This window comes from Limnohabitans sp. 63ED37-2 (assembly GCF_001412535.1).
GTDB lineage: Bacteria > Pseudomonadota > Gammaproteobacteria > Burkholderiales > Burkholderiaceae_C > Limnohabitans_A.
Genome location: NZ_CP011774.1, coordinates 3,232,854 through 3,250,049, shown reverse-complemented (window position 1 = coordinate 3,250,049; position 17,196 = coordinate 3,232,854). Strand labels below are relative to the sequence as shown.

Below are 17,196 nucleotides of genomic sequence, written 5' to 3'. Positions count from 1 at the left end.
AATTGGTTAAAACACGAACGCTGGCCTTAAGCGGCAACAGCTTCGCCTTCGCCTTTTTTGGCCGCCAGAGCACCCAACACCACAGCGGTGCGGGACATTGGCGACATCAGCAAGCCACACAACTGAGCCAACAAAACTTCTTTCGAAGGGATGCTTGCCAATTGCTTCACGCCGTTGACGTCCAAAGCTTTGCCTGCAAATGCACCTGCGCGAATGACCAACTTGTCGTTGGTTTTCGCGAAGTCTGCCACCACTTTCGCGGCGGCCACTGCATCTTCAGAGAAGCCATAGATCAGCGGGCCGGTCATCTGGTCGGCGACAACTTCAAACTGCGTACCGGTCACAGCACGGCGGGCCAGGGTGTTTTTCAACACGCTCAGCGAAACGCCCAGGCTGCGAGCTTTGACGCGCAGGTTTGTCATGTCAGCGACCGTGATGCCACGGTATTCCGCCATCACCAGCGTTTGAGCTTTAGCGGCGAGGTCGGTCACTTCGGAAATGACCGCTTCTTTCTCACTGCGATTCAGACTCAAGGTCTACTCCTTTATATGTGTTGTCCGGGTTGCCCCTTGAACACGCCTATTTGCAGCGACCAACTGTTTTGGATCTTCATCCATCTGCAGCGGGATCGCCATCTGCGTTGGCCCAAAACTTCAAGAAGACTTGAGGTTTTGTTGATTAAGCACACGGGGTGTGCACCAACGGTCTTGGATGGCCCGCCGATCTTTTGCAAGATCAACGACCCACCACATTGAGGAGCTCGGATGAGCCCCTCAAATCTTTGCCATCACGCCGAGATGGATTGTGTGTCGACGCGAACGCCCACACCCATGGTCGACGAAACAGCCACTTTGCGCAGGTACACGCCTTTGCTGGTCGCAGGCTTGGCTTTCACCAAGGCTTCCACCAGCGCAGCCAAGTTGCCTTGCAACTTGTCGGTGTCGAACGAGCGACGACCGATGGTGCCATGCACGATACCGGCTTTGTCCACACGGAACTGCACTTGACCGGCCTTGGCGTTTTTCACGGCGGTGGCCACGTCAGGGGTCACAGTGCCGACTTTGGGGTTAGGCATCAGGCCACGTGGGCCCAAGATTTGACCCAGAGTACCGACCACGCGCATGGCGTCAGGGGCAGCGATGACCACATCGAAAGGCATGTCGCCAGCTTTCACGCGGGCTGCGAGGTCGTCCATGCCCACCACGTCTGCACCAGCAGCGCGGGCTTCTTCAGCCTTGGCGCCTTGTGCGAACACGGCCACACGAGCGGTCTTGCCGGTGCCATTGGGCAACACAACAGCGCCACGAACCACTTGATCGGACTTCTTGGCATCGATGCCGAGTTGGACGGCCACGTCGATGGACTCGTCAAACTTGGCGGTCGCGCACTCTTTGACGATGGTCAAAGCGTCAGACAGTGCGTACAGCTTCAGGCTGTCGACTTTGCCAGCCAGGGCTTTTTGTTTTTTGGTGAGCTTGGACATTTACACGCCCTCCACATTCACGCCCATGGAACGGGCAGTACCGGCGATGGTGCGAACGGCTGCGTCCAGGTCGGCAGCAGTCAGATCTTTCATTTTTGTCTTGGCGATTTCTTCCAGCTGAGCGCGGGTGATCTTGCCGACTTTTTCCAGACCTGGCTTGGTCGAAGCCTTGTCAATCTTGATGGACTTCTTGATCAAGGTCGCTGCAGGTGGCGTCTTGATGATGAAGGTGAAGGATTTGTCTGCAAACGCTGTGATGACCACAGGCAATGGCAGGCCCGGCTCAACGCCTTGGGTCTGGGCGTTGAACGCCTTGCAGAATTCCATGATGTTCAGACCACGCTGGCCCAGAGCAGGACCGATCGGTGGTGATGGGTTGGCTTTACCAGCTGGCACTTGCAGCTTGATGAAGCCGACGATTTTTTTCGCCATGCTTTTCTCCTTGCGGGTTATAGCGCTTCGGACCGACAGGTCCTTGGCTCCCCGGGGTTAACGACTCAAGATCAAAAACAGGTGCCGAGTCGGGAAGCACCAGTTCGATAAACTGACAAAATCAGGTCTTTTCGACTTGACTGAACTCCAACTCAACCGGTGTAGCGCGACCGAAAATGGTCACCGACACACGCATCTTGTTGCGCTCATAGTTGACTTCTTCCACCGTGCCATTGAAGTCCGTGAACGGGCCTTCCTTGACGCGGATGTATTCACCGACTTCAAACTCCACCTTGTGACGGGGTTTGTCGGTGCCTTCTTGCATCTGATTGACGATTTTGGCCACATCCGCTTCGGAGATGGGGGCTGGGCGGTTTTTCGCACCACCCACAAAACCGGTCACCTTGTTGGTGTGCTTGACCAAGTGCCAAGTTTCGTCATCCATCACCATTTCCACCAACACATAGCCGGGGAAGAACTTTCGTTCGGTGGTACGCTTTTGGCCGTTCTTGATTTCCACCACTTCTTCAGTGGGGACCAAGATCCGACCAAACTTTGATTCCATGCCCGAGCGCGTGATGCGCTCAATGATGTTGCGCTCGACCGCTTTTTCCATGCCGGAATAGGCATGCACCACGTACCATTTCAGGTCCGGGTTGGTCGAAGAGCCCGCCATCGGCGCGTTGACTACAACATCGTTCATTATTTTTTCCACCCGAGAATCAGATCGTAAAAAACCCATTCCAGAGTTTTGTCGGTGAGCCACAAAAACAGGGCCATCACCACCACAAAAGCGAACACGTACAAAGTGATTTGCAAAGCTTCTTTGCGCTCTGGCCACACCACTTTTTTGGTTTCGCGCACAGCATCGCGCCCAAAAGCCACCAGTTGTCGGCCTGTCTCGGCCGTGAAAAACACCACAACCGCAGCCACAAGGCCAACCAACAAGCCGCCCCACTGCGCCCAGACGCCTTGCGCAGACAACATGTAATAAGCCACCAAGCCAGCAATGACCAGCGCAGCCACCAGGGCAAGGCGCATTTTGTCGCCAGCGGTACTGACTGTTTGAACTTCGGATGTTGCCATACGGCTGAAAACCTTTGTTGAGCCTTGTTTTCAAAAGGCTCTGATCAGACAAGGAAGCCCGCTAGAGTCTAGCGGGCTTGAAAATCCACCTTTTCAGGTGGCAGGGGCAGTAGGAATCGAACCTACAACCTTCGGTTTTGGAGACCGACGCTCTGCCAATTGAGCTATACCCCTACTTGAACCTCTTTAAGCGATGATCTTGGCAACCACGCCAGCGCCAACCGTGCGGCCGCCTTCGCGGATGGCGAAGCGCAAGCCTTCTTCCATCGCAATGGGGTTGATCAACTTCACAGTGATCGACACGTTGTCACCAGGCATCACCATCTCTTTGCCTTCTGGCAACTCGATCGCGCCGGTCACGTCAGTCGTACGGAAGTAGAACTGGGGACGGTAGTTGTTGAAGAAAGGCGTGTGACGGCCACCTTCGTCTTTGGACAAGACATAGATCTCGCCCGTGAAGTGGGTGTGTGGCTTGATCGAGCCGGGCTTGCACAGCACTTGGCCGCGCTCGACGTCTTCGCGCTTGGTGCCGCGCAGCAAGATACCGACGTTGTCGCCAGCTTGACCTTGGTCCAGCAGCTTGCGGAACATCTCAACGCCTGTGCAAGTGGTCTTGACCGTGTCTTTGATACCCACGATTTCGATTTCTTCGCCGACTTTGACGATACCGCGCTCGATACGGCCGGTCACCACGGTGCCACGGCCAGAGATGGAGAACACGTCTTCCACGGGCATCAGGAATGCGCCGTCCACTGCGCGGTCAGGCGTAGGGATGTAAGTGTCCAAAGCTTCGGCCAGCTTCATGATGGCTTGCTCGCCCAGAGGACCCTTGTCGCCTTCCAGTGCCAGCTTGGCGGAACCTTGCACGATCGGTGTATCGTCGCCTGGGAAGTCGTACTTGGACAACAACTCGCGCACTTCCATCTCGACCAGTTCCAACAACTCAGCGTCGTCAACCATGTCGCACTTGTTCAGGAACACGATGATGTAAGGCACGCCCACCTGGCGGGCCAACAGGATGTGTTCACGGGTCTGAGGCATAGGGCCGTCAGCAGCGGAGCAAACCAAAATCGCACCGTCCATCTGGGCAGCACCGGTGATCATGTTCTTCACATAGTCAGCGTGGCCAGGGCAGTCCACGTGTGCGTAGTGACGATTTTCTGTTTCGTACTCAACGTGCGCGGTGTTGATCGTGATACCACGGGCCTTCTCTTCGGGCGCCGCGTCGATCTGGTCGTACGCTTTGGCAGCACCGCCGAACTTGGCAGCCAACACGGTGGTGATGGCAGCAGTCAGGGTGGTTTTGCCGTGGTCAACGTGACCGATGGTGCCCACGTTCACGTGGGGTTTGGTCCGTTCGAATTTCTCTTTTGCCATATCTTCGACTCCGAAAAGTAGCGGTCAACAACCAAGACAGAGGGCGCACAACTCGCATTGCGCGCCCCAAAACTGGTGCCCTTGGCGGGAATCGGACCCGCGACCTCTCCCTTACCAAGGGAGTGCTCTACCACTGAGCCACAAGGGCGAAAACTTCTGACAAACTCAACCGGTTGACTGGAGCGGGAAACGGGAATCGAACCCGTGTCATTAGCTTGGAAGGCTAAGGTTCTACCATTAAACTACTCCCGCACTGATTGCGCCGCACGAGTGGATGCTGCGCCAATGCTTGGAAACCATTTCCAATTGCTCTATTCATTCCGGCCTAAGCCAGTTTGCTGGTGGAGGAGACTGGATTCGAACCAGTGTAGGCGTAAGCCAACAGATTTACAGTCTGCCCCCTTTAGCCACTCGGGCACCCCTCCAGAAGCGAGTCTTAGATTATGCCATCTTTTTGTGACACCCCGCAAGATGGGTCTCAAAATTTTCACCAGACGATGGTTTTTTCGCCGGATTGCGCTAAAAAGATATTGGCTTGCGAAAAGTGACCACAGCCCATGAACGGGACAGGGGCTCGCAGGGCGGACAACGGCGAGGGGTGGTTGGCCATCAACACCAAATGTCGCCCCGAACGCCCAGCCGCTTCAATCAAGGCTTTTTTAGCCTGCGCTTGGGCGCCCCACAACATAAACACCACCGGTTTTGAACTTTGGGCCACCACTTGAATGAGCTGATCGCTCAACACCTCCCAGCCCCAACGGGCATGGCTGGCCGCTTGTCCGGCTTCCACCGTGAAACAGGTGTTGAGCAGCAAAACCCCTTGTTTGGCCCAGCGCACCAAAGACCCATCTGCAGCGATAGAGACACCCAGGCTTTTCTGGAGTTCCTTGAAGATGTTGCGCAAACTGGGGGGCAGGCGAACACCGGGTGCCACCGAGAAGGCCAGGCCTTCTGCCTGGCCCGGCCCGTGGTACGGGTCTTGCCCCAGAATCACCACCCGCACCTCGCTCAAAGGGGTCAGGCTCAGCGCCCGAAAGGGCTCGGGTGGGTAAATGGTGTGCCCAGCTTGCAGGGCATCGGTCAATCGCTTGGACAAGGCCAGCCCCGTCTCGGAACTCAGAAAGGCGTCGACCAAGGGTCGCCAACCCGCGTCCAGGCCTTGAAGATCTGCTGGCCAACTCAGGGCTTGATCAGGCACGGCAGGCGCCTCTTCAAACCCCAAGCTTTGCTGACCCGTCATGCAGGTCATCCAGCAAAGAGTTTGGCCAGGGCTTCGCCGGGCTCATTGGCGCGCATGAAAGCTTCGCCCACCAGGAAGGCGTTGACCTTGGCATCGCGCATGCGCCGGACATCTTCCGGGGTTTGAATCCCGCTTTCGGTGACCAGCAATCGGTCGGCTGGCACATCGGGCAACATGTCCAATGTGGTCTGCAGGGACACCTCGAAGGTTTTCAGGTTGCGGTTGTTGATGCCGACCAGGCGCGTTTTGAGTTTCAGGGCGCGATCCAGTTCGGCTTTGTCGTGCACCTCCACCAGCACCGCCATGTCCAGACTGCGGGCCACCGCCTCCATCTCGGCCATGTGGGCGTCGTCCAGGCATGCGGCGATGAGCAAGATGGCATCGGCCCCCATGGCCCGGGCTTCGTAGACCTGGTAGGCATCGATCATGAAGTCCTTGCGCAACACCGGCAGATCGCAACTGGCACGGGCTTGCTTGAGGAAATCCACACTGCCTTGGAAGAACTGCTTGTCCGTCAAGACCGACAGGCAAGCCGCGCCGAATTCGGCATAGCTTTGGGCGATGTCGGCCGGAATGAAGTCGGCACGCAGCACGCCTTTGGACGGGCTGGCCTTCTTGATTTCGGCGATCACTGCCGCTTGGCCTTTGGCGATCTTGGCACGCATGGCCCCTTCGAAATCACGGGTCAGCACACGGCTTTCGGCATCGGCACGCACCATGGCCAGTGATTTTTGCTTCATGGCCGCGGCCACTTCCTCGCGTTTGACCGCGACGATTTTGTCCAGGATGTCACTCATGATGTTCTTTCTGTGCGGGCTCGGTGGCACCGTTTTTTGAAATGGCTCAAGCCGCCTTTTGGCCAAAGGCCACAAACTGAGCCAACTTGGCTTTGGCCGCGCCCGACTCGATGGCCACACGCGCACGCGCCAGGCCATCGGCGATGCTGCTGGCGACATTGGCCGCGTAAAGGGCAGCGCCCGCATTGATCATGACGATGTCCCGCGCCGCGCCGGGCTCATTGTCCAGCACGCTGCGCAGCATGGCCATGGATTGCTCGGGTGTGTCCACTTTCAGTGCCCGGTTGCTGGCCATGGTCAAGCCAAAGTCTTCCGGGTGGATTTCGTATTCGGTGATCTGCCCGTTTTTGAGCTCGCCCACCAAGGTGGCCGCGCCCAGGCTGATTTCGTCCATGCCGTCGCGCCCGTAGACCACCACCGCATGTTCGGCGCCCAAGCGCTGCAGGGCACGCACCTGTATGCCCACCAGATCAGAATGGAAGACGCCCATCAAAATATTAGGTGCGCTGGCCGGGTTGGTCAATGGGCCCAAAATGTTGAACATGGTGCGCACCCCGAGCTCTTTGCGTACGGGCGCCACGTTTTTCATGGCCGGGTGGTGGTTGGGAGCGAACATGAAACCAATGCCCACCTCTTCGATCGACCGCGCGATCTGCTCGGGCGACAGGTGGATGTTGCCGCCCAAGGCTTCGACCACATCGGCGCTGCCCGATTTGCTGCTGACGCTGCGCCCGCCATGCTTGGCCGTTTTGGCCCCGGCGGCAGCGGCCACAAACATGGCGCAAGTCGAGATGTTGAAAGTGTGGGCCCCGTCACCCCCCGTGCCCACGATGTCCACCAAGTGTGTGGCGTCGGCCACATGCACTTTGGTCGAGAACTCGCGCATCACTTGCGCGGCGGCTGTGATCTCGCCAATGGTTTCCTTTTTCACGCGAAGGCCTGTAACGAGCGCGGCCGTCATGACAGGTGACAGTTCGCCATTCATGATCATGCGCATGAGGTGGAGCATTTCGTCGTGAAAAATCTCGCGGTGCTCGATGGTGCGTTGCAGCGCTTCCTGAGGGGTGATAGGCATGGTGGTTTCCTGTCGGATGATGGGTTTCGTTAAATCATTCAGTGGGACGGCGCATCGGTCAAGGCAAGCTTCAGCCCAAAACCGACAAACAACACGCCCGTCAGCCGGTCCAAGTGGCGCATGCCACGCTGCAGCCATTGGCCTCTGCGGGCCAGCCAAGAAGCGGCCACAGCCCAGCCCATGCACACCAGCCAACTGTTCAGATTGAACAAGCAGCCCAAGAACACAAAAGACCAGGCCGGGTCGGTGGCTTGCGCCGGGATGAATTGCGGCACAAAAGCCAGAAAAAACAGCGCCACTTTCGGGTTCAAGGCGTTGGTGGCAAATGCCCCGAAAAACACGGCCCACAAACTTCGCGCTTCTTGAGAAGGGGAATCGCTTGCTTGGCCCGCCACCGCCACAGGCTGAGCGGCCACTTCTTTACCCGCCGCTTGGCATGTGCGCCACAACAAACGCCCACCCATCCACAACAGGTAGGCGGCTCCGATCCACTTGACCAGGTTGAACGCGTCGACCGAGGTGGCCAACACGGCCCCCAATCCCAAAGCAGCTGCTGCGACATGCACAAAACACCCCGCTGTGATGCCCCAGGCGGCAAGCAGGCCCTGTTGCACGCCGCCGCGCAAGGACTGGTTGACGATGTAGAGCACATCCGGCCCTGGGGTGAGGTTGAGCAGCACACCAGCCAACATGAACATCAGGACTTGCTGCGCGTCCAACATGGCTTCAGTAAATGCCTGTCCGGCCAGCGGCGTGGTTTGTCTGAACTGATGCATTCGCCATAAAGCGCCGGATACACGCAATGGCATGGTCGATGCCAGCAGCCTCCACATTCAGGTGCGTCACAAAGCGCAGGCCAATCAACCCTGTGGCCAAAACGCCATGAGCCTTCAGATCATCCAGCAGCGCCGGACCACGCCCATCGGCCACATCCACAAACACAATGTTGGTTTGCGCCGAACGCACGCTCAAGCCCGTCACGCCTTGCAGGCCCTGAGCCAGCCGCTGCGCCAAGGCATGGTCGTCGGCCAAGCGATCCACGTGGTGGTCCAACGCATGCAAAGCCGCTGCCGCCAAAATGCCGGACTGGCGCAAGCCACCGCCCAACACCTTGCGCCAGCGCAACGCCTTGGCAATCAGTTCACGCGAGCCACACAAGGCCGAGCCCACGGGCGCGCCCAGACCTTTGCTGAAGCACACCGAGACGCTGTCAAAGTGGTCCACGATGCGCCGCACGCTGGCCGTGACAGGCCCGCCTTCGGCTTGTGCGACAGCCGCATTGAAGAGGCGGGCACCGTCCAGATGCACGGCCAAGCCGTGCTGCCGGCCAAGCGCTGTGGCTTGCGCCAGATAGGCCTGCGACATGGGGTGACCGTTCCAGGTGTTTTCCAGCGCCAGCAAGCGGGTGCGTGCAAAGTGGCAGTCCATGGGTTTGATGGCTGCCGCGATGTCGGCCAGCGCCATTTCTCCCACGCTGTTTTGCGCCAGCGGCTGGGGCTGGATGCTGCCCAGCACGGCCGCGCCGCCGCCTTCATAGCGGTAGGTGTGCGCGTTTTGACCCACGATATATTCGTCACCCCGCTCGCAATGCGCCATCAGGGCGCACAGATTGCTTTGTGTGCCCGAAGGCATGAACAGCGCCGCCTCTTTCCCAGTGATCTCCGCGATGCGCTCTTGCAAGGCGTTGACCGTGGGGTCGTCACCAAACACATCGTCGCCCACAGGCGCAGCCAGCATGGCTTCGCGCATGGCGGCGGTGGGCTGGGTCACGGTGTCGCTGCGCAAATCGATCATGGTCGTTCCAGAAAGTTTTTGAGCATGGCATGGCCATGCTCGGTCAGGATGGATTCTGGATGGAACTGCACACCCTCAATGTCCAGCTCGGTGTGGCGCACGCCCATGATTTCGCCGTCATCCGTCCAGCCGGTGACCTTCAGGCAAGGCGGGCAAGTGCCCCGCTCAATCGCCAAGGAGTGGTAGCGGTTGACGGTGAACTGCTCAGGCAAGCCCGCGAACACGCCTTCTTGGGTCGTGGTGATGACACTGGTCTTGCCATGCATCAATTCTTGCGCCCGAACGATCTTGCCGCCAAAGGCCGCGCCAATGCTTTGGTGCCCCAGACATACGCCCAGAATTGGCAGCTTGCCTGCGAAATGTTGAATCGCAGACACCGAAATACCCGCCTCGGCAGGCGAACAAGGGCCAGGCGAAATCACCAAGCGGTCAGGCTGGCGGGCCGCAATGCCTTCGAGCGTGATTTCATCGTTGCGAAAGACTTCGACCTCCGCGCCCAGTTCACCGAAGTACTGCACGATGTTGAAGGTGAACGAGTCGTAGTTGTCGACCATCAGGAGTTTGATTTTTTTTGACATGATCACTCCAAGCCTTCTTCAACCAACTCGCTGGCCCGCAACAAGGCACGCGCCTTGTGCTCGGTTTCGCGCCACTCCATCTCGGGCACCGAATCGGCTACTACGCCAGCAGCGGCCTGCACATACAGCGTCTGGTCCTTGATGACGGCGGTGCGGATCGCAATCGCCACATCCATGTCACCCGCATAACTGATGTAGCCACAAGCGCCGCCGTAGATGCCGCGCTTGACGGGTTCGAACTGGTCAATCAGCTCCATAGCGTGCACCTTGGGCGCACCTGTCAAGGTGCCCGCCGGGAAGGTGGCTTTGAGCACGTCCATGTTGCTCATGCCTTGGTTGAGCAGGCCCTCGACGTTGCTCACGATGTGCATCACATGGCTGTAGCGCTCGACCACAAAAGCCTCGGTCACCTTGACCGAGCCAATTTGGGCGATGCGGCCAATGTCGTTGCGCGCCAAGTCGATCAGCATCACATGCTCGGCCCGCTCTTTGGGGTCGTTGATCAGTTCCTGCTCGGCGGCCTTGTCTTTCTCAGGCGTCGCGCCACGGGGGCGTGTGCCCGCCAAAGGACGGATGATGACTTTGGCGCCCTCCTCGGTTTGCTCCTGGCGCACCAAAATTTCGGGGCTGGCGCCGACAACATGGAAGTCACCGAAGTTGTAGAAGTACATGTAAGGGCTAGGGTTGAGCGAGCGCAGCGCACGGTACAAGGACAGCGGGCTCTCGGTATACCGTTTTTTGATGCGCTGCCCCACCTGCACCTGCATGAAGTCTCCGCCTGCGATCAGCTCCTTGGCTTTTTCCACGGCGGCGATGTAATCGGCCTTGGCAAAGTCCCGCTCGGCGGGGTAAGACTGGGTGGGTTTAACGACTGGAGCGCTCACCGAGTACTTGAGCTGCTCTTTCAGGTCACGCAGGCGTTTTTTCGCACCCACGTAGGCCTCGGGTGTGGCCGGGTCGGCATAAACAATCAGGTAGAGCTTGCCTGACAAGTTGTCGATCACCGCCAGTTCTTCGCACTGCAGCAGCAAGATGTCGGGCGTGCCCAAAGTGTCAGGTGGGCAGGATTTTTCGAGTTTCTTCTCGATGTAGCGCACCGCATCGTAGCCAAAATAGCCCGCCAAGCCACCGCAAAAACGCGGCAAGCCCGGGCGCAAGGCCACTTTGAAACGCTTTTGGTATTGCTCGATGAAGTCGAGCGGGTTGCCCGTCGCGGTCTCGATGACCACGCCATCACGCACCACTTCGGTCCTGGCCTCGGCGCCAAAGCCGCTGGCGCGCAGCAGGGTGCGGGCGGGCAGGCCGATGAAACTGTAGCGCCCAAACCGCTCGCCGCCCACCACCGATTCGAGCAAAAAGCTGTATTGGCCGTTGTCCTTGGTGTGGGCCAGCTTCAGATAAAGCGACAGGGGTGTTTCCAGGTCCGCGAAGGCCTCGATCATGAGGGGAATGCGGTTGTAGCCTTGACTGGCCAGGCTTTTGAATTCAAGTTCGGTGATCACAGGCTTATGCCTCCAAAGCGCTCAGCAACCTCGTGCGAGGTGCTTTTCATTCATCCAGGTGCCCAGTCATCTTGCGAATGAAACTGGGCGCGGGTGGCGGGCAAGGCCGCACGGTCGGTGGGGTCAGGCTGGCCGACGCCAGGGCCAGGCTCCCCGGCCTTCCGCTGGGGAATGGCTCGGCAGGCTGGCTGCGCTGGAATGATGATGGAGGGTGCACATGGTGTTGGGAGTGTAGCAAAGCCCTAAGGCACAGTGGCAGAGACGCCAGCAGGCACTTGGGTCAAACGGTCAAGACTTCATGCGCGCAGGCAAATCGGCTAAGCTGTCCAGCCAGGCAGCAGCAGGCGTGTCTTGAACGGGTTGGCCATGGTTGTAGCCATAAGTCACCAGCACCACGGGGCATCCGGCGGCTTGGGCCGCTTGGGCATCGTTGCTCGAGTCACCCACCATCAGTGTTCTGGCCACAGCGCTGCCCAAGGCTTCACAGGTTTTCAGAATCGGCAAAGGGTCGGGCTTTTTGCGCTCAAAGCTGTCGCCACCAAAAACGGGGCCAAAAAAGGGCGTCAAAGCTTTGTTTTTGAGCAAGGCTTGGGCAAAGGCCAAGGGTTTGTTGGTCAAACATGCCATCGGCACGCCTTGACCCGCCAAGTGCTGGAGCACCTCCAGCACGCCGGGGTAGACATCGGCAAACTGGCCGTTGATGGCCAGGTAGTGGTGTTGGTAACGCTGCCAAGCGCGGTCGAACAAGGCATCCACCGTCAATGCGGCACACGCTTGCCCCACCCCTTTGACTTCGGGCCGGGCGATTTGGTGCGCCAAAAGACTGCGGATCAGGTGCTCTGAGCCTTTGCCGATGGTTTGCTCGATGAGCGCGTCCGACACAGGAGGCAAGTCCAAGTCGGCCATGGTGCGGTGCAAAGCCACCTGGAAATCGCCCAAGGTGTGCACCAGGGTGCCGTCCAGATCAAAAATAACGGCTTCGATCTGCGTCAGATCCTGCAAAGTTGGCATCGCACTCAACCTCATTTAGCCCAAAGCCACGCGCATTTGGTCGATCACGGCTTTGTAATCCGGTTTGCCAAAAATGGCGCTGCCTGCCACAAAGGTGTCGGCCCCCGCATCGGCCACACGCCGGATGTTGTCGGCCTTGATGCCCCCATCCACTTCCAGGCGAATGTCACGACCGCTGCGCGCGATCCACTGGCGCGCCAGCTCGACCTTGCGCAAGGCCGAGTCGATGAAGCTTTGGCCACCAAAACCCGGGTTGACGCTCATGATCAGGATCAGGTCGATCTCGTCGATGGTCCACTCCAGCACGTCCAAAGGTTCGGCCGGGTTGAACACCAGACCGGCCTTGACGCCCTTGGACTTGATGGCCTGGATGCTGCGGTGCACATGCGCGCTGGCATCCGGGTGAAAGCTGATGAGGTCGGCACCCGCCTCGGCAAATGAGGCAGCCAATGCATCGACGGGCGAAATCATCAAGTGCACATCGATCGGCACGGCCACGCCAGCAGCCGTTTTGGCATGCGGCTTGAGCGCTTGGCAAATCATGGGGCCAAAGGTCAGGTTGGGGACGTAATGGTTGTCCATCACGTCAAAGTGGATCCAGTCGGCACCGGCGTCGATGACGCTTTTGACTTCCTCGCCCAAACGGGCGAAATCAGCCGAGAGGATGGAAGGGGCAATGCGGTAGGTCGTTGTCATCCCTGAATTGTCGCAGTTAACATGTGGCCATGACCGCCTACACCGTTCAAATTGATGTGCTGCCCCATTACGTGGCAGACCAAAGCAATCCCTTGCAGGATGTCTTTGCATTCGCCTATACGGTCACGGTCACGAACACGGGCCGGGTGCCTGTGCAGTTGATTTCTCGCCATTGGGTGATTCAAGATGAGCGCGGTCACAGCGAAGAAGTCAAGGGTCTGGGCGTGGTGGGGCAGCAGCCCTTGTTGCGTCCTGGTGAATCTTTTCAATACACCAGCGGCTGCCGCTTGCGTGCAGCCAGTGGCACCATGCATGGCAGCTACTTTTTTGTCGCCGAGGACGGCCACCGGTTCGATGCGCCCATTGACACTTTCGTGCTCGACGCCTCCAATGCCATCCCCGGTGGTCGCACTCTGCATTGAGTTGGCTGGGTTTGGCTCTCGGTTAAGCTTTGGCCCATGGGTGAATTTGAGCTGATCGAACGGTTTTTCAAACGGGCGGCGCGTCAAGCGGATGTCGGTATCGGTGACGACTGCGCCATCTGGACACCCAGTCGAGGGCACCAACTGGCCATTTCCACCGACATGTTGGTCGAAGGTCGGCACTTTCTCTCGACTGTGAATCCCCGTGATTTGGGCCACAAGGCTCTGGCGGTCAATTTGAGTGATTTGGCCGCCTGTGGTGCGACGCCACACGCATTTTTATTGTCCTTGTCCTTGCCTCGGGTGGATGAAGATTGGTTGTCAGGTTTTTCAGAAGGCTTGTTCGCCTTGGCCGATGCACAGGGTTGTGAATTGATTGGTGGCGACACCACCCAGGGTCCTTTGAATGTGTCCATCACGGTGATGGGTGAGGTGCCTGCCCATCAGGCCATTTTGCGCTCGGGTGCCCAAGCCGGTGACGATGTGTATGTGAGCGGCCATCTGGGCGATGCGCGTCTGGCCTTGGAGGCATTTCGCGGCACGGTCAGCTTGCCGCAGTCTGTTTTTGAGTTGGCGCGTTCTCGCATGGAACGGCCCCAGCCGCGCACAGCGCTGGGTGTCTCATTGCGCGGCTTGGCCAGTGCCATGGCCGACATCAGCGACGGTTTCTTGGGTGATCTGGGGCACATTCTCAAAGCCAGCCGTGTGGGGGCTGCTATTGACGTCGCTGCGATGCAGCGTTTGATGCTGACCCGCGATGCATGGGCTTGCCCACAAGACTTGTTGCAGCGATGTGTTTTGTCGGGTGGCGATGATTACGAGCTTGTTTTCACTGCTCACCCCGACCACCAACAGCATATTTTGGCCTTGAGCGAGGCTTGTGGCACACCGGTCACGCGCATTGGCCGGATCACGGCCGATCCCCACTTGCTTTTGTTGTCTGAATATGGGGGCGTTTTGCCGAACACCTTCACTTCTTTTGACCATTTCGCCTGAAGATGACTTCAACTTCTGAACTTCCTGCTGTTTCAGTGGCGCATCCCATTCGCCCCACAGCTGCGTTCATGCTTAGGCATCCTGCCCACGCCATAGCTTTGGGCTTTGGCTCTGGTTTAGCACCCAAGGCACCGGGTACAGTGGGCAGCCTCTGGGGGTGGGCCTCTTGGTTGCTGATTCAAAACAGCTTTTCACTTACCACTCAGGCGGCCTTGATCTTGGTTTCGCTGGTCATCGGGTGGTGGGCATGCACCTTGACGGCACGCCATATGGGCGTGAGTGATCCTGGTGCGATTGTTTGGGACGAAATCGTGGCCATGTGGTTGATCTTGTTTCTGCTCATGCCCGCTGGCTTCATCACTCAACTCTCAGCATTTTTGTTGTTCCGATTTTTTGATGCCGTCAAACCCGGCCCCGTGGCTTGGGCAGACCGTTTGTTCAAAGGTTTTGGCTGGCGTGGTGGCTGGGGCATTTTGTTCGACGATCTGGTGGCTGCCTTGTGCACGCTGATGGTCTTGGCCTTATGGAGGTGGTTCTGATGTCCAACATCACACATGTCTTGGCAGACAAACTCACTGCCTTGGGTTGGATGATGGCCACAGCCGAGAGCTGTACAGGCGGATTGATTGCAGCGCAATGCACCGATTCACCCGGTTCAAGTCGCTGGTTTGACCGTGGTTTGGTCACCTATTCCAATGCCGCCAAATCAGAACTGTTGGGTGTGGAACCTTCATTGATTGCAGCGCATGGCGCCGTCAGTGAAGAGGTTGCCCGAGCCATGGCTTTGGGTGCCGTTTACAGAACACAAGCCCGCGCAGCTGTATCGGTCACAGGCATTGCTGGACCCGATGGCGGCAGCGATGCCAAACCGGTGGGGACGGTTTGGTTTGCTTGGTGCATCGATGGCTTGGTCTATTCTGAGTGCAAGCTTTTTACCGGCACCCGGCAAGATGTGCGACAAGCCAGCTGCGTGCATGCTCTCCAGGCCCTCATTCAACGCTTGCCTGTTCAGACATAACTTGACCCATGGGCTATTGACCTAACTGGGGATGTTCTTGATCTACAGCAGAAACGAAAAAACCCTCCGAAGAGGGTTTTTTTGATGTTCAACCGAGGTTGAAATTTTGGTTGCGGGGGCCGGATTTGAACCAACGACCTTTGGGTTATGAGCCCAACGAGCTACCAGACTGCTCCACCCCGCGGTATCTCTGAATTATACCTTACTCAGCAGCTGTTCCAGCAGGAGTTTCGGCACGATCGACCAATTCAACCAAGGCCATTGGTGCGTTGTCACCCACGCGGAAACCCATTTTCAGGATGCGTGTGTAACCACCAGGGCGCGAAGCCGAACGAGGGCCCAAAACATTGAACAATTTGGTGACGCTGTCGCGGTCACGCAAACGGTTGAACGCCAAGCGACGGTTCGACAAGTTGTCCACTTTGGCCAAAGTGATCATGGGCTCAATCACGCGGCGCAATTCTTTGGCCTTAGGCACTGTGGTTTTGATGACTTCGTGCTCGATGAGCGAGTTCATCATGTTTTGCAGCATCGCAAGGCGGTGCGAGCTGGTGCGGTTGAGTTTACGAAGGCCGTGTCCGTGACGCATGGTGCTTTCCTTTCTTTATTAAACAGACAGCCGTATCAGGTACTGCCCGTGCACAACCCGGATCATTTCCGGGAACTTGAGATTATCGCTTTTCCAGACCTGCTGGTGGCCAGGCTTCGAGCTTCATGCCCAAAGTCAAACCACGAGAAGCCAGAACTTCCTTGATTTCGTTGAGTGACTTGCGACCCAGGTTAGGGGTCTTGAGCAATTCATTCTCGGTACGCTGGATCAAGTCGCCGATGTAGTAAATGTTTTCTGCTTTGAGGCAGTTGGCCGAACGAACGGTGAGTTCGAGTTCGTCCACTGGGCGCAACAGAATCGGATCGAAACTGCCCGCACCACCGCGCACTGCTGGAGCATCAAAGGCCGACAGCTCGCTGCCTTCCAGTTGTGCAAATACAGCCAGCTGTTCCACAAGAATCTTAGAGGATGCACGCACAGCGTCTTCGGCTGTGATGGCACCGTTGGTTTCGATCTCAATGACCAGCTTGTCCAGATCGGTACGCTGCTCGACACGTGCGCTTTCGACGGTGTAGCTCACACGCTTGACGGGTGAAAACGAAGCGTCAAGCACGATACGGCCCAAAGCTTTGGTCGGCTCGTCGGCATAGCGACGCATGCTGCCTGGCACATAACCGCGGCCTTTTTCGACCTTGATTTGCATGTCCAATTTGCCGCCTTGCGACAAATTGGCAATCACGTGCTCAGGATTAATGATCTCGACATCGTGTGGTGTCTGGATGTCAGCCGCGGTGACAGGACCTTCTCCATCCTTGCGCAGGCTGAGTGTGACTTCATCGCGGTTGTGCAACTTGAAGACAACACCTTTGAGGTTCAACAGGATGTTCACCACATCTTGCTGAACGCCATCAATGGAGGAGTACTCGTGCACGACACCCGCGATGGTGACTTCAGTGGCGGAATAACCGACCATGGAAGACAACAAAACACGGCGCAGGGCGTTACCCAGAGTGTGGCCGTAGCCACGCTCAAAAGGCTCCAACGTGACTTTGGCACGGTTGGCAGCCAATTGTTCGACCTGGATAGCTTTGGGTTTCAACAGATTGGTTTGCATTCAGACTTCCTCTCAATACCCCCGG

At 57.8% G+C, this 17,196-nt stretch carries 21 protein-coding genes and 5 tRNA genes; 4 read left to right on the top strand and 22 right to left on the bottom strand.

The annotated features are described in order from the left end of the window. Positions 1–26: 26 nt before the first annotated feature. The 19 genes from rplJ to rpe all read right to left on the bottom strand — a co-directional run bounded on the left by rplJ (position 27) and on the right by rpe (position 13,071). Positions 27–533, bottom strand: a complete 507-nt coding sequence (gene rplJ / locus L63ED372_RS15510) for a 50S ribosomal protein L10 (RefSeq protein ID WP_062407245.1) — start codon at positions 531–533, stop codon at positions 27–29. Between the two features lie 254 nt (positions 534–787). Next, complete coding sequence (gene rplA / locus L63ED372_RS15505; RefSeq protein ID WP_062407244.1) at positions 788–1,483, bottom strand: 50S ribosomal protein L1; 696 nt, start codon at positions 1,481–1,483, stop codon at positions 788–790. Then, on the bottom strand, positions 1,484–1,915 hold the full coding sequence (gene rplK, locus L63ED372_RS15500) for a 50S ribosomal protein L11 (protein ID WP_062407242.1): 432 nt from the start codon (positions 1,913–1,915) through the stop codon (positions 1,484–1,486). 121 nt (positions 1,916–2,036) lie between these two features. Then, a complete protein-coding gene (nusG, locus tag L63ED372_RS15495; RefSeq protein WP_062407239.1) occupies positions 2,037–2,618 on the bottom strand; it encodes a transcription termination/antitermination protein NusG in 582 nt (193 codons plus the stop codon). Then, positions 2,618–3,001: a preprotein translocase subunit SecE gene (gene secE / locus L63ED372_RS15490; RefSeq protein WP_062407238.1), complete on the bottom strand. Its 384-nt coding sequence runs from the start codon at positions 2,999–3,001 to the stop codon at positions 2,618–2,620. The genes nusG and secE overlap by 1 nt, the downstream gene beginning before the upstream one ends. 98 nt (positions 3,002–3,099) lie before the next feature. After that, positions 3,100–3,175, bottom strand: a tRNA-Trp gene (locus L63ED372_RS15485). Positions 3,176–3,187: 12 nt separating this feature from the next. After that, positions 3,188–4,378 (bottom strand): elongation factor Tu, encoded by a 1,191-nt coding sequence (tuf, locus tag L63ED372_RS15480; RefSeq protein ID WP_053172486.1) that lies wholly within the window; start codon positions 4,376–4,378, stop codon positions 3,188–3,190. A 73-nt stretch (positions 4,379–4,451) separates the two neighbouring features. After that, a tRNA-Thr gene (locus L63ED372_RS15475) sits at positions 4,452–4,526 on the bottom strand. Between the two features lie 30 nt (positions 4,527–4,556). Then, positions 4,557–4,630: transfer RNA gene (locus L63ED372_RS15470), tRNA-Gly, on the bottom strand. Positions 4,631–4,717: 87 nt separating this feature from the next. Beyond that, positions 4,718–4,803 (bottom strand) — tRNA-Tyr (locus L63ED372_RS15465). A 62-nt stretch (positions 4,804–4,865) separates the two neighbouring features. Continuing rightward, the gene (locus L63ED372_RS15460) at positions 4,866–5,627 is read right to left on the bottom strand and encodes a uracil-DNA glycosylase (RefSeq protein ID WP_062407237.1); all 762 of its coding nucleotides are present in this window, start codon (positions 5,625–5,627) and stop codon (positions 4,866–4,868) included. Next, positions 5,624–6,415, bottom strand: coding sequence for an indole-3-glycerol phosphate synthase TrpC (trpC, locus tag L63ED372_RS15455; protein ID WP_062408255.1), 792 nt, complete (start codon positions 6,413–6,415; stop codon positions 5,624–5,626). Before trpC ends, L63ED372_RS15460 begins: the two co-directional genes overlap by 4 nt. 46 nt (positions 6,416–6,461) lie before the next feature. Continuing rightward, the gene (gene trpD, locus L63ED372_RS15450) at positions 6,462–7,490 is read right to left on the bottom strand and encodes an anthranilate phosphoribosyltransferase (RefSeq protein WP_062407235.1); all 1,029 of its coding nucleotides are present in this window, start codon (positions 7,488–7,490) and stop codon (positions 6,462–6,464) included. Between the two features lie 38 nt (positions 7,491–7,528). Continuing rightward, on the bottom strand, positions 7,529–8,212 hold the full coding sequence (locus L63ED372_RS15445) for a LysE family translocator (protein WP_062407233.1): 684 nt from the start codon (positions 8,210–8,212) through the stop codon (positions 7,529–7,531). Between the two features lie 4 nt (positions 8,213–8,216). Then, the gene (gene ltaE / locus L63ED372_RS15440) at positions 8,217–9,284 is read right to left on the bottom strand and encodes a low-specificity L-threonine aldolase (protein WP_062407231.1); all 1,068 of its coding nucleotides are present in this window, start codon (positions 9,282–9,284) and stop codon (positions 8,217–8,219) included. Further along, positions 9,281–9,862, bottom strand: coding sequence for an anthranilate synthase component II (locus L63ED372_RS15435; RefSeq protein ID WP_197275283.1), 582 nt, complete (start codon positions 9,860–9,862; stop codon positions 9,281–9,283). Before L63ED372_RS15435 ends, ltaE begins: the two co-directional genes overlap by 4 nt. 2 nt (positions 9,863–9,864) lie before the next feature. After that, positions 9,865–11,364 (bottom strand): anthranilate synthase component I, encoded by a 1,500-nt coding sequence (gene trpE, locus L63ED372_RS15430; protein ID WP_062407227.1) that lies wholly within the window; start codon positions 11,362–11,364, stop codon positions 9,865–9,867. A gap of 288 nt (positions 11,365–11,652) precedes the next feature. Next, on the bottom strand, positions 11,653–12,375 hold the full coding sequence (gph, locus tag L63ED372_RS15425) for a phosphoglycolate phosphatase (protein ID WP_442915120.1): 723 nt from the start codon (positions 12,373–12,375) through the stop codon (positions 11,653–11,655). Between the two features lie 15 nt (positions 12,376–12,390). Then, positions 12,391–13,071 (bottom strand): ribulose-phosphate 3-epimerase, encoded by a 681-nt coding sequence (gene rpe / locus L63ED372_RS15420; protein ID WP_062407223.1) that lies wholly within the window; start codon positions 13,069–13,071, stop codon positions 12,391–12,393. 29 nt (positions 13,072–13,100) lie between these two features. Here rpe and apaG point away from each other — a divergent pair, with 29 nt between their 5' ends. Genes apaG through L63ED372_RS15400 form a run of 4 tightly spaced genes read left to right on the top strand, consistent with a single transcriptional unit; the run spans position 13,101 to position 15,507 of the window. After that, positions 13,101–13,493 (top strand): Co2+/Mg2+ efflux protein ApaG, encoded by a 393-nt coding sequence (gene apaG / locus L63ED372_RS15415; RefSeq protein WP_062407221.1) that lies wholly within the window; start codon positions 13,101–13,103, stop codon positions 13,491–13,493. A gap of 36 nt (positions 13,494–13,529) precedes the next feature. Further along, positions 13,530–14,489 carry a thiamine-phosphate kinase gene (gene thiL, locus L63ED372_RS15410; RefSeq protein ID WP_062407219.1) on the top strand — a complete coding sequence of 320 codons (960 nt, stop codon included), beginning with the start codon at positions 13,530–13,532 and terminating at the stop codon, positions 14,487–14,489. A gap of 2 nt (positions 14,490–14,491) precedes the next feature. Then, positions 14,492–15,028 carry a phosphatidylglycerophosphatase A family protein gene (locus tag L63ED372_RS15405; protein ID WP_062407217.1) on the top strand — a complete coding sequence of 179 codons (537 nt, stop codon included), beginning with the start codon at positions 14,492–14,494 and terminating at the stop codon, positions 15,026–15,028. Continuing rightward, positions 15,028–15,507, top strand: a complete 480-nt coding sequence (locus tag L63ED372_RS15400; RefSeq protein WP_062408253.1) for a CinA family protein — start codon at positions 15,028–15,030, stop codon at positions 15,505–15,507. The genes L63ED372_RS15405 and L63ED372_RS15400 overlap by 1 nt, the downstream gene beginning before the upstream one ends. 107 nt (positions 15,508–15,614) lie before the next feature. Here the strand turns inward: L63ED372_RS15400 and L63ED372_RS15395 are convergent. The 3 genes from L63ED372_RS15395 to L63ED372_RS15385 form a co-directional block, all read right to left on the bottom strand. Further along, positions 15,615–15,691, bottom strand: a tRNA-Met gene (locus tag L63ED372_RS15395). An 18-nt stretch (positions 15,692–15,709) separates the two neighbouring features. Continuing rightward, on the bottom strand, positions 15,710–16,096 hold the full coding sequence (gene rplQ, locus L63ED372_RS15390) for a 50S ribosomal protein L17 (protein WP_062407215.1): 387 nt from the start codon (positions 16,094–16,096) through the stop codon (positions 15,710–15,712). Between the two features lie 82 nt (positions 16,097–16,178). Beyond that, the gene (locus L63ED372_RS15385) at positions 16,179–17,171 is read right to left on the bottom strand and encodes a DNA-directed RNA polymerase subunit alpha (protein ID WP_062407213.1); all 993 of its coding nucleotides are present in this window, start codon (positions 17,169–17,171) and stop codon (positions 16,179–16,181) included. Positions 17,172–17,196 lie beyond the last annotated feature (25 nt).